Genomic DNA, 12,271 nt, shown 5'->3' with positions numbered 1-12,271 from the left:
GATTCGAATGTCATTGTTGAGCAAGAAAGCCGTCGTCCTGCTGCTGGCGGCCGTCGCCGGTCTCGGCGCCATCAACGCTCAGGCGGCCAAGGCCAAAGAAAAAGCCACCACCGAGAAAGTCTCGATGCTCGAAGGCAAATTTACCTTCGTCCTGCCCAAGGGTTTTGTCGCCGACCCGCTGCCGGCCGGCCCGACTGGCGCCAAGGGCACGATGTACACCAATCAGACCACTAAAACCGTGGTCATCGCCGCCGAAAACCTGATTCCCGAAGGCAACAACGTCAAGGACAACGACAGTGCGTTCCTCGACGGCACCGTGTCCGACTTCATCGACGCCCAGCGCAAAGCCCTGCCGGACTTCAACAAGCTCACCGAGAAAAGCCTGACCCAGAAAAGCACCGGTCTCGGCCTGCGCCAGGTCGATAGCACGGCCACCCAGGGCGGTGGTCAGACCCTCAACACCACGTTGATGGCCGGTTCCGGCACGCACATGGCGCTGGTTCAGGTGATTTCCCGGGTCAGCGACAAGGCCGGCCACGAGGCGCTGGTAAAAACCATCCTCAAGGATTGAGCTGCTGCAACCAGCCATTCAAATCGCGCAGTTCGGCCGCACTGATGCTGTGGCCGACGCCGGGATAAGCGTGGAATTGCGGCTTGTAATCGAGCTTTTGCAGTAACGCATTGGCCTCGGTGCCGTCGTGATACGGCACACGATCATCGGCCGTACCGTGGCCGATGAAGATGCTCAGTGGCAGCGGTTGCTGCTCCGCCTTCAACTCGGTTTTGAGCACCGGCAGCAAACGTCCGCTCAACGCCGCAATACCACCTACCGCTGCGGGCGGTCGCAGCCCCACTTCGTACGTCATCATCGCGCCTTGGCTGAAACCGATCAGGTACACCTTGTCCGGACTGGCGTGATATTTCTTCGCCGCTTGCGCGACAAAGTCACGCAGCTTCTGGCCGCTGACCTTCAGATCATCGGTCTCGCCGTTGTAGGCACCTTCGCCTTTCTTGCGGAACCATTGGTAGCGCCCTTCGCCCAACGATAACGGGGCCTGCACCGACAGGTAGTTGTACTGCGCCGGCAGCTGGAATTTCATGCCAATCAGATCGGCTTCGTTGCTGCCGTAGCCGTGCAGGAAAATCACCAACGGCCGCGGATTCGCGTCCGCGTGAACCTGCTCGATGTACTTCAGCGGCAGATCGCTTTGCAGCGAAGTTTGAGCCTGCACGGCGGTGGATGCCAGCAAGGTCAACAGAGCAAACGCCTTGAACATAAGCCTTCCTTAACAGAGTGTCGGGTTCGGGGGTGAGCCTAGCATTCTCAGGCAAGGATCCAAATGTGGCGGTGTTGCTGATGGCCTCTTCGCGAGCAAGCTCTGCTCCTACAAGTTCGGTGTAGCTCTTGCAGGCGTAGAGCTTGTTCGCGATGAGGCCGAAGACTGTCAGTCGTTAGTCAACTTCCCAACCCGAAACGGCTCACGCCCGGCAACTTTCGCCTGCCACGTCCCCGGCTCGGTGTAGCGCCCCCGATCAATCGCAAACAGCACGCCACTGGTCCCGGCCTTCACGGTCGTTACCCGGTCGTTCAACGGGTCGACCACTTCAAACAGCGCATCGCCCTGCTCCACCCATTCACCGGCCTCGCGCAGGAAGCTGACCACGCCGTGGTGCGGGGCGAACAGGTACTCGGTGCCGGCGAACGGCATACCTTCGCAGCACTCGCTCGGGGCTGCAGGCCAAGTGCCTTTGATGAAGCCGTGCTCGGCGAGGAACCCCAGAATCGCCTCGCAATTGGCCTGGGCCTGATCGACCCGGGTGTCGCCCATGCTGCCCAGTTCCAGCGTCGTCGCCAGGTTGGCGGGTGGGATCGCCGCCTCAGGGAAGGCCCGTGCCAAACGCAGCCATGGCGTCGAACAGGATTCATCGAACGAGCTGCCGCCCGAGTCTTCGCACAACAATGCCACGCCCGCCTTCAAGCGCGCCGCCAGGGATTGCCACTGCGGCCAGTGTTGCGGCAAGGCGTAGATGTGAATCGCTGCATCGAAGTCGCAATGCAAATCCAGAGTGATATCGGCATCGCAAGCATGGCGCAGCAGCAAGCGGTGCATGGCTTCCAGTTGCGACGCCGGTGCCGGCAAGTCGTCGAGCACCTGGGCCATGGTCTGGCGAATCAGCGCAATGTTGGCTTCGGCATCGTCGCCCAACTGAGCACCGATCAACGCGGCCACCGGAGCACTCAATTCGACGAACGCACGGTTGAAATTCTTGCCGCTGCCCAGTTCGAAACGGCCCATATGGGCGCCTTGCAAATGCTGATCGAGGCCGATCGGGTTGGCCACCGGCACCAATTCGATTACGCCCTGCAACTGGCCCTGGGCTTCGAGTTCGGCCAGGCGCTTCTTCAGCTCCCAAGCCGTGCGCATGCCCGGCAGTTCGTCAGCGTGCAGGCTGGCCTGGATGTAAACCTTGCGGGCGCCCGCGCCATAACGAAACACGCTGAGGCTGCGCTCGGTGCCCAGATGACTCCAGGGCAGTGGATGGTCGATGCGTTGCATGGGAAAACTCCTCAATAGCTGGATCACACAGATCCCCTGTAGGAGTGAGCCTGCTCGCGATAGCGGTTTTACATTCAGTACCGATGGCATCTGATACACCACTATCGCGAGCAGGCTCACTCCTACAAAGATCTCGTCACAATTAAAACGCAAAAAAAGTGGCCACCGCGTCAACGGTGGCCACTTTTTTAAACGGCTGGGTTACTCGCCGCCGTACACATCAAAGTTGAAGTACTTGTCCTGCACTTGCTTGTACTTGCCGTTGGCACGGATCTCGGTGATAGCGGTGCTGAATTTGTCAGCCAGCTCCTTGTCACCCTTGCGCACAGCGATACCGGCGCCGCCACCGAAGTACTTGGCGTCTTCGTAGGTCGGGCCGACGAACGCGAAACCTTTACCGGCGTCGGTTTTCAGGAAACCGTCGTCCAGGTTGACCGAGTCCGCCAGCATCGCGTCGAGGCGGCCGGAGACCATGTCCAGGTTGGCTTCCTGCTGGGAGCCGTAACGCACCAGGACAATCCCGGCCGGTTGCAGCACTTCAGTGGCGAAGCGGTCGTGGGTACTGGCACGCAGCACACCGACTTTCTTGCCCTTGAGTTCGGTCAGCGGGTCCTTCACGTCGGTGCCTGCCTTCATCACGAAGCGCGCCGGGGTGTGATAGTACTTGATGGTGAAGTCGACGTTTTTCTTGCGGTCGTCAGTGATGGTCATGGACGACAGGATCGCGTCGATTTTCTTCACTTTCAGGGCCGGGATCAGGCCGTCGAACTCTTGCTCGACCCACACGCACTTCACTTTCATCTGCTCGCACAGCGCGTCGCCGATGTCCACGTCGAAACCGGTGAGTTTGCCGTCAGGGGTTTTCATCGAGAATGGCGGGTAACCGGCTTCGATACCGATGCGGATCGGCTTGGCGTCTTCGGCCACGGCGGTCAGGGACAACATCGACAGTGCCAGGGCACCGAACATCACTAGCTTCTTCATTTATAACTCCTGTGTGCGGAGGCTTTTATTGGCAGCTTTCGATTCAGCGTTCGGTCATGGCCATTTAGCGGCAAATACCGAAGTGGCCGGCAGTCTATGGCGGCGCGCACAGGGTAAATTGTGTTGATGCGACAAATACTTACAGAAAATCGGCGAGCCGATTGACCGAGGTCAAAGGCTGCGCCGTCGTGGTGCAAAGGCTGTAGGACAAGCCCTCAAACAGCACAGGAATCCCCTGTAGGACGCTGCCGAAGGCTGCGATCTTTTGATCCTGATTCTAAAAAAATCAAAAGATCGCAGCCTTCGGCAGCTCCTACACAGGCATTAGCATTCGCAGGCAATGGGGGTTTTGGCCGCTGTCGCCACGCTCAGTTGAAACCCCTCATCCAGCCACCCCGTCACCCCGCCAATCATCTCTTTGACCGGGTAGCCCAACGCCGCCAGTTTCACCGCGGCCTTGTTGGCACCGTTGCAATGTGGTCCGGCGCAATACACCACAAACAAAGTGTTTTTCGGATAAACCGCCAAACCATCAGCCTTCATCAAACGCCCCGGAATATTGATCGCCCCCGGCACATGCCCCCGCTCAAAAGCCAGCGGGCCGCGCGTGTCCACCAACACAAAATCCACCTCGCCGGCCTGTTGGCTGCCATAGACGTCGGAACAATCGGTTTCAAAGGTCAGGCGATTGCTGAAATGCATCAGGGCAATGGCCGACGGGGCTGCAGAAATCTCGCGAACAAGGCTGGTCATGGGCTGTACTCCAAAGTCTCGGTGGGTGTAGGCAGACTTTATCTACCCGTCACTTGCCGCTAAAGTGGCGTACAAGACACCTACCGGGAACTTTCCGCCAAATGCTGCCCAATCCTGGATTAGTCGCGATTCTTGCCTACGACGGCCTCTGCACTTTCGAGTTCGGCATTGCCGTGGAGATCTTCGGCCTGGCCCGGCCGGAGTTCGATTTCCCTTGGTATGAACATCAGATCGTCGCCGTGGATGAAGGCCCGATGCGCGCCATGGGTGGCATTCAGGTGCTGGCGGACGGTGGCATGCCACTGCTGGAACGCGCCCGAACCATCATCGTGCCCGGTTGGCGCGATCGTCAGGCACCGGTGCCCGAGGCGCTGCTCGGCGCACTCCGTCAGGCCCATGCCCGAGGCGCGCGGTTGTTGTCGATCTGCTCCGGGGTGTTCGTGCTGGCGGCCACTGGCCTGCTGGACGGTCACCGCGCCACTACCCATTGGCGCTACACCACGGAACTGGCCGAGCGCTTTCCGAACATTCAAGTCGACCCGGACGTGCTGTATGTCGATTCGGGTCAGTTGATCACCTCGGCCGGCAGCGCTGCCGGTATCGACGCCTGTCTGCATTTGGTGGCGCGGGACTTTGGCACTCAGGTGGCCAACTCGGTGGCGCGGCGACTGGTGATGTCGCCGCAGCGCACCGGCGGTCAGGCGCAGTTTATTCCTACACCGGTCAGTCCAACGCCGCGCAGTGATTTGTCACGTGTCATGCAGTGGGCGCGGGAGCGTTTGCATGAACCGCTGGAGGTGCGCGACCTCGCCAGTGAGGCGGCAATGAGTGAACGCACCTTTCTGCGCCGCTTCACCGAAGCCAGCGGCCAGTCGCCGAAGACCTGGTTGCAGCATCAACGCCTGGCCCGGGCCCGGGAGTTGCTGGAAAGCACCCGCCAGAACACCGAGCAGATTGCCGAGCATTGCGGGTATCGTTCGGTGGAGAGTTTCCGGGTGGCGTTTCGCAGCGTGGTCGGGGTGCCGCCGTCGGTGTATCGGGAGCGGTTTGGGCGCGGGGTACAAGCCGTTTTTTGAGGTGTTCTTGCGGGCCTCTTCGCGAGCAAGCCCGCTCCCACATTAGGTCTGTGTCGTTCACAAAACCAATGTGGGAGCGGGCTTGCTCGCGATGGCGTCCAACCAGACACCGCCAAACTCAAGGCTTGCGCAACAAATAGGTATCCATAATCCACCCATTCGCCAACCGCGCCGCCTTGCGCACCCGTTCAATCTCATCCGCCACATCCTTGAGCTTGCCGCTGATAAGGATTTCATCCGGCGTGCCCAAGTAAGCCCCCCAGTAAATCTCCGTCTCCTGATCCGCCACCCGATGGTAGGAATCTTCCGCATCGAGCATCACCACCAGGCTATCCGCATCACTCACCTGCCCCGCCGCCAGCCGCCGGCCCGTGGTGATTTCAATCGAGCGCCCGATGCGATTCAACGGCACCTTATGTTGCGCCGCCAACGCCTGAACGCTGGTGATTCCGGGGATCACTTCGAACTCAAACTCGCAGTGCCCCGAGGCCAGAATCGCCTGCAAGATGCGCACGGTGCTGTCGTACAACGCGGGGTCGCCCCACACCAGGAAACCGGCGCACTGGCCGTCAGTCATTTCCTCGTTGATCAGCCGTTCGAAGGTGTTCTGCTTGGCCAGGTTCAGATCCTCGACACTGGCCTTGTAGTCTACGTCGCCACGCTCGCGTTCCGGGCTGTGGGCTTCGACGAAGCGGTAGTCGCGATCGGTGATGTAGCGCTCACAGATGTCACGCCGCAGATCGATCAACTTGTCTTTGCTCTGGCCCTTGTCCATGAGGAAAAACACGTCCGCCCGATTCAGCGCCTTTACCGCCTGCATCGTGATGTAGTCCGGGTTGCCGGCGCCAATGCCGATCACCAGCAAAGTTTTCATCAGACAGCCTCCTCAATGTCGATGCCGGGCAAGCGTAGCCGCCAGATACCGTTAAAGCGCAAATCGACCATTGCCAGCGGCTCGACATCTATTGCATTGAATGCAGCGCCCCGCACCACCTGCATCAGCGCCGCACGCACGATGTAAGGATGAGTGATGGCGACGATATGCCCTGGCGTGGCTTTCAACCCATCGAGCCAAGCCGCCACTCGCTCGCCCAGTTGCACCACCGACTCGCCGCCGGGCGGTGCGGCGTGGGGATCGGCGAGCCACGCTTGCAATGCTTGCGCGTCGCTATTCTGCAACTGCTTGAGCGACTGCCCGTGCCAGCGGCCCCAATCACAATCACGCAATGCCGGATCGATCTCGGCATCCGGGCCAAACCACTCGGCGGTCTGCCGTGTGCGTAACTCGGGGCCGCATAGCAGACGGAACGCGCCGTCGAAACGGTCAGCCAGTGAGTCGGACGCCAAACGCTGATTTTCAACAGGCTCGTTCGTAGGAAAACGCGACAATTTCTGTGCGACGGTTCGAGCATGGCAAATCAATGTCAAACGGCTGGTTCGCACAAGCAGTCACTCAATGGAAAGGTCTGAAAAATCCGCAGCACTTGCCGCGTTATTGAACAATTGTCGCGTATCCCGCGGGTTTGCGGGCAATGCATCATTCACGAGGACTCCGCCTGACTTCCGTAAAATCGGCAAAATCTGACATCACTGTGGGCAATGGACTACAAAGCAGAACGACTACCGTGTAGCCCTTGTTACACGGGCATCTTGCTCCATTTTGGGGCCTTGGCAAAAGGACAAAAAATTCACTAGACATGTAGTGTGAGTTACATAAATACTGTTTTAGTGAATTGTGAAATGAAACCGACACACCCATCCAGCAGGAGCCCGGATGCCCCCTCTTAGAGACCTGATCACCGATCCCGGCCTGGACCTTACGCCTTCGGAACGCAAAGTCATCCGCGCCTTGCTGGACCAGTACCCGCGTAACGGACTGGGCCCGATGTCGCGATTGGCCGAGCATGCCGGTGTCAGCGACCCGACCATTGTGCGACTGGTCAAAAAACTTGGCTTTAGCGGTTACGCCGAGTTCCAGGACGCGTTGCTCAGCGACATGGACCACCGCTTGCGCTCCCCAAGCACCCTGTTGCAACCCCGCGCCCACCTGCAAAAAGATGATCCGTGGAGCCATTATCTGGCGGAAACCCATCGCTCCATGGTGGAAACCCAGGCCCTGACGCAACCTGAAGATGTACGGATTCTGGTGGAATGGTTGCTCGACGCTCGCCATCAAGTGCATTGCTTCGGCGGGCGTTTCAGCAGTTTCCTCGCCCACTATTTGCTCAACCATTTGCGCCTGCTGCGCCCCGGCTGTTTTGCCCTGGAAGACAACGCCCAGTTGCCGGACCGACTGTTCGACGTACAGCGCCAGGACGTGGTGCTGGTGTTCGATTATCGCCGCTACCAGTCCCAGGCCTTGCGGGTGGCCAGTGCCGCGAAAAATCGCTATGCGCGGGTAGTGCTGTTCACCGACATCTATACCTCGCCGTTGCGGGAAATGGCCGATTTGATCATCAGCTCGCCGGTGGAGTCGGTCTCGGCGTTCGACACCCTGGTCCCGGCGCTGGCGCAGGTTGAAGCACTGATTGCTTGCCTGACCTTGCGCAGCCCCGATCTGGCCGATCGCCTGGAAGGCATCGATGCCCTGCGTTCTGAATTCGACACCCATCTACTGGAGGAAAAATAAGGATGTTTACGCTCCCCCACCGCTCGCCGCGCGACCTGCCTTTTGTCACTGACCACACCGCGCTGTTGCTGGTCGACATGCAGCGGGCCTGGCTCGAACCGCAGTTCGACCCGCACCTCAACGACCCCGACGCCGAATATTTCCTGACTCGCACTCACATGCAGGTAGTGCCCAATCAGCGGCGGTTGCTCAGCGCCTTTCGCAGCGCCCGGCAGAACGTAGTACATACCCTGATCGAAAGCCTCACCGCCGATGGCCGCGACCGTTCCCTGGACCACAAACTCTCGGACATGCACCTGCCCAAAGGATGCCCGCAGGCGCGAATCATCGAGGACCTGACCCCGGAAGAAAACGAAGTCGTGCTGCCGAAAAGCTCCTCGGGGGTCTTCAACTCCACCAACATCGACTACGTGTTGCGCAACCTCGGGGCGCGGCATCTGGTCATCGCCGGCATCGTCACCGACCAGTGCGTCGACATGGCGGTGCGTGACGCCGCCGACCGTGGCTACCTGGTGACGCTGGTGGAAGACGCCTGCGCCACTTACACCCCGGAACGGCATCAGGCCTGCCTCAACGCGATCAAAGGTTATTGCTGGATTACGGACACGCAAACCGTGCTCGCCCGTCTGCAGGAGATGCAGCCATGAGCGCGCGCCTGCTGCCCGTCCCGATGACCACGATTGTCACCACCGACCTGATCGGCGTGACCCGCGGTCGCTCCTTTCCCACCGATGAGCTGGAGCACTATCAAGCCGCCGGTATCGGCTGGGTGCCCGCCAACAGCGCACTGACCCCGCAAGACGTCATCGCCTCGGCCAGTCCGTGGGGCGCTTACGGTGACTTGCGATTGATTCCGGACATGGGCAGCCGGGTGACCGTCAGCAACGGCCCGGACGCCAATGCCCCGCCTCTGGACTTCATCCATGGCGACCTCTGCGAAACCGATGGCCGGCCGTGGGCCACATGCCCGCGCACCCTGCTGCGCAACGAAGTGGAACGTTATAGGGCCGAGTTGGGGGTGCAGGTCAACGCCGCGTTCGAACACGAATTCAACCTGGACAGCGGCGATGCCGATTGTCGGGCGTTCTCCCTTGAAGCCCAGCGCCAGGGTGCCGAATTCGGCGGCTGGTTGCTCAGCGCTTTGCGCGCGGGTGGCGTGGAGCCGGAGATGTTCCTGCCGGAATACGGCAAGCATCAATACGAAATCACCTGCCGCCCGGCGCTCGGTGTCGCCGCCGCCGACCGTGCGGTGAACGTGCGCGAAATCACCCGGGAAGTCGCTCGGCAAATGGGCGTGGACCTGAGCTTCGCGCCGAAGACCACCGAACATGCAATGTGCAACGGTGTGCATTTGCACATCAGCCTGCAAGACCTCGCCGGGCAACCGCTGCTGTACGACGCCGGCACCACCAATGGCCTGTCGACCCTCGGCCAGCACTGGGCCGCCGGGATCCTGCATTACTTGCCGGCTCTCTGCGCCATAACCGCGCCGACGCCGGTGTCCTACAAGCGCTTGCTGCCCCATCACTGGAGCGCTTCCTATGCCTGCCTCGGCCAGCGCAACCGCGAAGCGGCGCTGCGGATCTGCCCGACGGTAACCCTGGGCAGTAAATCCGTAGCCGCGCAGTACAACCTCGAATTTCGTGCCATGGACGCCACCGCCTCGCCGCACCTGGCCATGGCCGCACTGCTGATTGCCGGACGCCTGGGCATCGAACAACGCCTGGCACTGAATGCAATCACTGATGAAATCCCCGATGCCCTGAATGAAGAACAACGCCAGGCCCGGGGCATTGTTGCCCTACCCGCCTCTCTGCCCCAGGCCCTGGACTGCCTGCGCAACAGTGAGGCGCTGATCGAAGCGTTGCCCAAGGCACTGCTCGACTCTTATTTCGCCCTGAAAACCGAGGAACTGACGCTGACGGAACAGCTCTCGCCCGCCGACCTTTGTGAGCACTATGCCCGTCTGTACTGAACCTGCTGAACTTGGGCTCTACACCAAGCCCCCGTACACCTTGATCCGGGAAGCCTCCGAGCACCCGCTGATTCTGGTGTGCGAACACGCCAGCCGTTTTATTCCGCCGGCGTTGAATGATCTGGGTTTGAGCTTTGAAGCCGCCCGTGAGCACATCGCCTGGGACATCGGTGCCCTGGCGCTGGCTGAGCGCTTGTCCGAAACCCTCGGCGTGACGCTGCTGGCGGCCAACTACTCACGGCTGTTGATTGACCTCAATCGCCCACGCCATGCCCCGGACAGCATTCCGGGTCAGAGCGAGATTTATCAGGTGCCGGGCAACCAGCAACTGAGTGAAGCCACCCGGGAGTACCGCCGGGAAACGTTGTTCAAGCCGTTTCACACCCGCTTGCAAAGCCTGATCGACGAGCGCGTGGCGCAAGGGCGAGCAGTTCGAGTGGTGGGGATTCACAGTTTCACCCCGATTTATTACGGTCAGCCCCGGTTGCTGGAAGCCGGCGTGCTGTTTGGCGGGGCCCGGAATTACGCCCAACGGGTGATCGACGGGTTGAGCCGGCATTCGAAGAAAGTGGCCGGCAATCAGCCGTACAAGATAGACCCTCTGGGGGACATGACCGTGCCGGTGCACGGCGATGCTCGCGAGCTGGAATCGGTGTTGATCGAGGTGCGCAACGATCTGCTGCGCAGCCCCGAAGCCGTGTCGCGCTGGGCCGCATACCTCGCGCCCCTGCTGTAACGAAAGACTGCTGTAACGGATGTTTCGAGCACTGCTGACGCTGTAAACGATGGACCGATATAACAACTAAAAACGATCGACTGGCTGACAAGGAGTTGCGCTTCATGGAAATAGAAGAATTCGGCTACAAGCAGGAGTTGAAACGTAGCCTGACACTGACGGATCTGGTGGTGTACGGGATGATCTTCATGATCCCCATCGCCCCGTTCGGTGTTTATGGCTACGTCAACGCCGAGGCGCCCGGGATGGTGCCGCTGGCCTACATTATCGGCATGGTGGCGATGCTGTTTACCGCCCTCAGCTACGGCAGCATGGCCAAGGCTTTTCCGATTGCCGGCTCGGTGTATTCCTACGCACAACGCGGCTTGAATCAACATGTCGGCTTTATTGCCGGTTGGTTGATGCTGCTTGATTACCTGCTGATCCCGCCGCTGCTGTACGTGTACGCGGCCATGGCGCTGAATCACCTGTACCCGGATATTCCGAAAGTCGGTTTCATCCTGGCGTTCCTGGTCAGTGCGACGTTTGTAAACCTGCGGGGCATCACCTTCACCGCACGGATGAACATCGTCTTTCTGCTGGCGCAACTGGTGGTGCTGGGGATCTTCCTGTTCTACGCCTGGAATGCCCTGCACAACGGCGGCGGTCACGGTGAGTTGACCTTGGCGCCGCTGTACAACCCCGAAACGTTCAACTTCGCGCTGCTGATGCAAGCGGTGTCGATTGCAGTACTGTCGTTCCTTGGCTTCGATGCGATTTCCACCCTGGCCGAAGAGATCAAAGAGGACCCGGGCCGCAGTGTTGGCAAGGCTGCGCTGATTACCCTGGTGGTGATGGGCGTGATCTTCGTGGTGCAGACCTGGATCGCCACCGATCTGGCTGCCGGCATGGGTTTCAAATCCGCTGACACCGCGTTTTATGAAATTGCTGAAATTGCCGCTGGCAGCTGGCTGGCAACCCTTACCGCCGTGGCCACGGCCCTGTCCTGGGGTGTGGCGGTGGCCATCACTTCGCAATCGGCGGTATCGCGGCTGATATTCGGCATGGCACGGGACGGTAAACTGCCGAAAGTGCTGGCCAAGGTCCATCCAAAATACAACACGCCGCACATCAGCATTTACCTGGTGGCCGTGCTGTCGCTGGTGATTTGCTACCTGTTCATCAACTCGGTGGACACCCTCACCTCCCTGGTGAACTTCGGCGCGTTGAGTGGCTTCATGCTGCTGCACCTGACCGTGATCAACTACTACTGGCGCCGGCAGAAATCCGGCCAGGTGATCCGTCACCTGCTCTGCCCGGTGGTCGGCTTCATCATCGTCGCGGCCATCATGTACAACATGGGCGTCGATGCACAAAAGCTCGGTTTGATCTGGATTGCTCTGGGTCTGGTCTATTTGTTCTTCCTGAACAAGCTGGGCGCCAGCACGTCGTTGCCGGACCCGAGCAACGTCTGACAACAAAAAGGGCGGCGTCTGACAACAAATCAGGCGACCGCTGCTTTAACGCGTGGACACCGACAGTGATAGTCAGGTTCGACGGCAAACCGCCGAACCCTTTGAT

The 12,271-nt window shown here is 60.1% G+C and carries 13 protein-coding genes; 7 read left to right on the top strand and 6 right to left on the bottom strand.

The genetic code is table 11. The annotated features are described in order from the left end of the window. The first annotated feature begins 7 nt into the window (after positions 1-7). Positions 8-571: a hypothetical protein gene (locus tag JFT87_RS15475; RefSeq protein WP_201202519.1), complete on the top strand. Its 564-nt coding sequence runs from the start codon at positions 8-10 to the stop codon at positions 569-571. Here JFT87_RS15475 and JFT87_RS15470 read toward each other — a convergent pair. The 4 genes from JFT87_RS15470 to JFT87_RS15455 form a co-directional block, all read right to left on the bottom strand. Beyond that, positions 561-1,277 carry an alpha/beta hydrolase gene (locus JFT87_RS15470; RefSeq protein ID WP_201202518.1) on the bottom strand — a complete coding sequence of 239 codons (717 nt, stop codon included), beginning with the start codon at positions 1,275-1,277 and terminating at the stop codon, positions 561-563. The two genes, JFT87_RS15475 and JFT87_RS15470, sit on opposite strands and share 11 nt — an antisense overlap. Positions 1,278-1,445: 168 nt before the next feature. Next, positions 1,446-2,558, bottom strand: coding sequence for a M14 family metallopeptidase (locus JFT87_RS15465; protein WP_201202516.1), 1,113 nt, complete (start codon positions 2,556-2,558; stop codon positions 1,446-1,448). Between the two features lie 201 nt (positions 2,559-2,759). Beyond that, positions 2,760-3,542, bottom strand: a complete 783-nt coding sequence (locus JFT87_RS15460) for an ABC transporter substrate-binding protein (RefSeq protein ID WP_201202514.1) — start codon at positions 3,540-3,542, stop codon at positions 2,760-2,762. A 324-nt stretch (positions 3,543-3,866) separates the two neighbouring features. Beyond that, positions 3,867-4,295 (bottom strand): rhodanese-like domain-containing protein, encoded by a 429-nt coding sequence (locus JFT87_RS15455; RefSeq protein ID WP_201202512.1) that lies wholly within the window; start codon positions 4,293-4,295, stop codon positions 3,867-3,869. A 101-nt stretch (positions 4,296-4,396) separates the two neighbouring features. Here JFT87_RS15455 and ftrA point away from each other — a divergent pair, with 101 nt between their 5' ends. Next, positions 4,397-5,371, top strand: a complete 975-nt coding sequence (ftrA, locus tag JFT87_RS15450) for a transcriptional regulator FtrA (protein WP_201202510.1) — start codon at positions 4,397-4,399, stop codon at positions 5,369-5,371. Between the two features lie 118 nt (positions 5,372-5,489). Here the strand turns inward: ftrA and cobF are convergent, their stop codons facing one another. Continuing rightward, positions 5,490-6,245 (bottom strand): precorrin-6A synthase (deacetylating), encoded by a 756-nt coding sequence (gene cobF / locus JFT87_RS15445; protein WP_201202508.1) that lies wholly within the window; start codon positions 6,243-6,245, stop codon positions 5,490-5,492. Then, positions 6,245-6,814, bottom strand: a complete 570-nt coding sequence (locus tag JFT87_RS15440) for a histidine phosphatase family protein (protein ID WP_201202500.1) — start codon at positions 6,812-6,814, stop codon at positions 6,245-6,247. Before JFT87_RS15440 ends, cobF begins: the two co-directional genes overlap by 1 nt. Positions 6,815-7,145: 331 nt before the next feature. Between JFT87_RS15440 and JFT87_RS15435 the strand changes: the two genes are divergently transcribed. The 5 genes from JFT87_RS15435 to JFT87_RS15415 all read left to right on the top strand — a co-directional run bounded on the left by JFT87_RS15435 (position 7,146) and on the right by JFT87_RS15415 (position 12,165). After that, the gene (locus JFT87_RS15435; RefSeq protein ID WP_201202498.1) at positions 7,146-8,000 is read left to right on the top strand and encodes a MurR/RpiR family transcriptional regulator; all 855 of its coding nucleotides are present in this window, start codon (positions 7,146-7,148) and stop codon (positions 7,998-8,000) included. 2 nt (positions 8,001-8,002) lie between these two features. Next, on the top strand, positions 8,003-8,647 hold the full coding sequence (locus JFT87_RS15430) for a cysteine hydrolase family protein (protein WP_201202496.1): 645 nt from the start codon (positions 8,003-8,005) through the stop codon (positions 8,645-8,647). Then, positions 8,644-9,975, top strand: a complete 1,332-nt coding sequence (locus JFT87_RS15425; protein WP_201202494.1) for a glutamine synthetase family protein — start codon at positions 8,644-8,646, stop codon at positions 9,973-9,975. The genes JFT87_RS15430 and JFT87_RS15425 overlap by 4 nt, the downstream gene beginning before the upstream one ends. Next, positions 9,959-10,711 carry an N-formylglutamate amidohydrolase gene (locus JFT87_RS15420; protein ID WP_201202492.1) on the top strand — a complete coding sequence of 251 codons (753 nt, stop codon included), beginning with the start codon at positions 9,959-9,961 and terminating at the stop codon, positions 10,709-10,711. Before JFT87_RS15425 ends, JFT87_RS15420 begins: the two co-directional genes overlap by 17 nt. 104 nt (positions 10,712-10,815) lie before the next feature. Beyond that, complete coding sequence (locus JFT87_RS15415) at positions 10,816-12,165, top strand: APC family permease (protein ID WP_201202490.1); 1,350 nt, start codon at positions 10,816-10,818, stop codon at positions 12,163-12,165. Positions 12,166-12,271: the final 106 nt, after the last annotated feature.

The sequence above is a fragment of the Pseudomonas sp. TH15 genome, from assembly GCF_016651105.1.
Taxonomy (GTDB): Bacteria; Pseudomonadota; Gammaproteobacteria; order Pseudomonadales; family Pseudomonadaceae; genus Aquipseudomonas.
The sequence above is the reverse complement of the archived record's forward strand: the minus strand, read 5'-3'. Positions and strand labels throughout refer to the sequence as shown.

Coding starts and splice junctions, on each gene's coding strand:
- JFT87_RS15475 (WP_201202519.1), top strand. CDS start 8: ATGTCATTGTTGAGCAAGAAAGCCGTCGTCCTGCTGCTGGCGGCCGTC.
- JFT87_RS15470 (WP_201202518.1), bottom strand. CDS start 1,277: ATGTTCAAGGCGTTTGCTCTGTTGACCTTGCTGGCATCCACCGCCGTG.
- JFT87_RS15465 (WP_201202516.1), bottom strand. CDS start 2,558: ATGCAACGCATCGACCATCCACTGCCCTGGAGTCATCTGGGCACCGAG.
- JFT87_RS15460 (WP_201202514.1), bottom strand. CDS start 3,542: ATGAAGAAGCTAGTGATGTTCGGTGCCCTGGCACTGTCGATGTTGTCC.
- JFT87_RS15455 (WP_201202512.1), bottom strand. CDS start 4,295: ATGACCAGCCTTGTTCGCGAGATTTCTGCAGCCCCGTCGGCCATTGCC.
- ftrA (WP_201202510.1), top strand. CDS start 4,397: ATGCTGCCCAATCCTGGATTAGTCGCGATTCTTGCCTACGACGGCCTC.
- cobF (WP_201202508.1), bottom strand. CDS start 6,245: ATGAAAACTTTGCTGGTGATCGGCATTGGCGCCGGCAACCCGGACTAC.
- JFT87_RS15435 (WP_201202498.1), top strand. CDS start 7,146: ATGCCCCCTCTTAGAGACCTGATCACCGATCCCGGCCTGGACCTTACG.
- JFT87_RS15430 (WP_201202496.1), top strand. CDS start 8,003: ATGTTTACGCTCCCCCACCGCTCGCCGCGCGACCTGCCTTTTGTCACT.
- JFT87_RS15425 (WP_201202494.1), top strand. CDS start 8,644: ATGAGCGCGCGCCTGCTGCCCGTCCCGATGACCACGATTGTCACCACC.
- JFT87_RS15420 (WP_201202492.1), top strand. CDS start 9,959: ATGCCCGTCTGTACTGAACCTGCTGAACTTGGGCTCTACACCAAGCCC.
- JFT87_RS15415 (WP_201202490.1), top strand. CDS start 10,816: ATGGAAATAGAAGAATTCGGCTACAAGCAGGAGTTGAAACGTAGCCTG.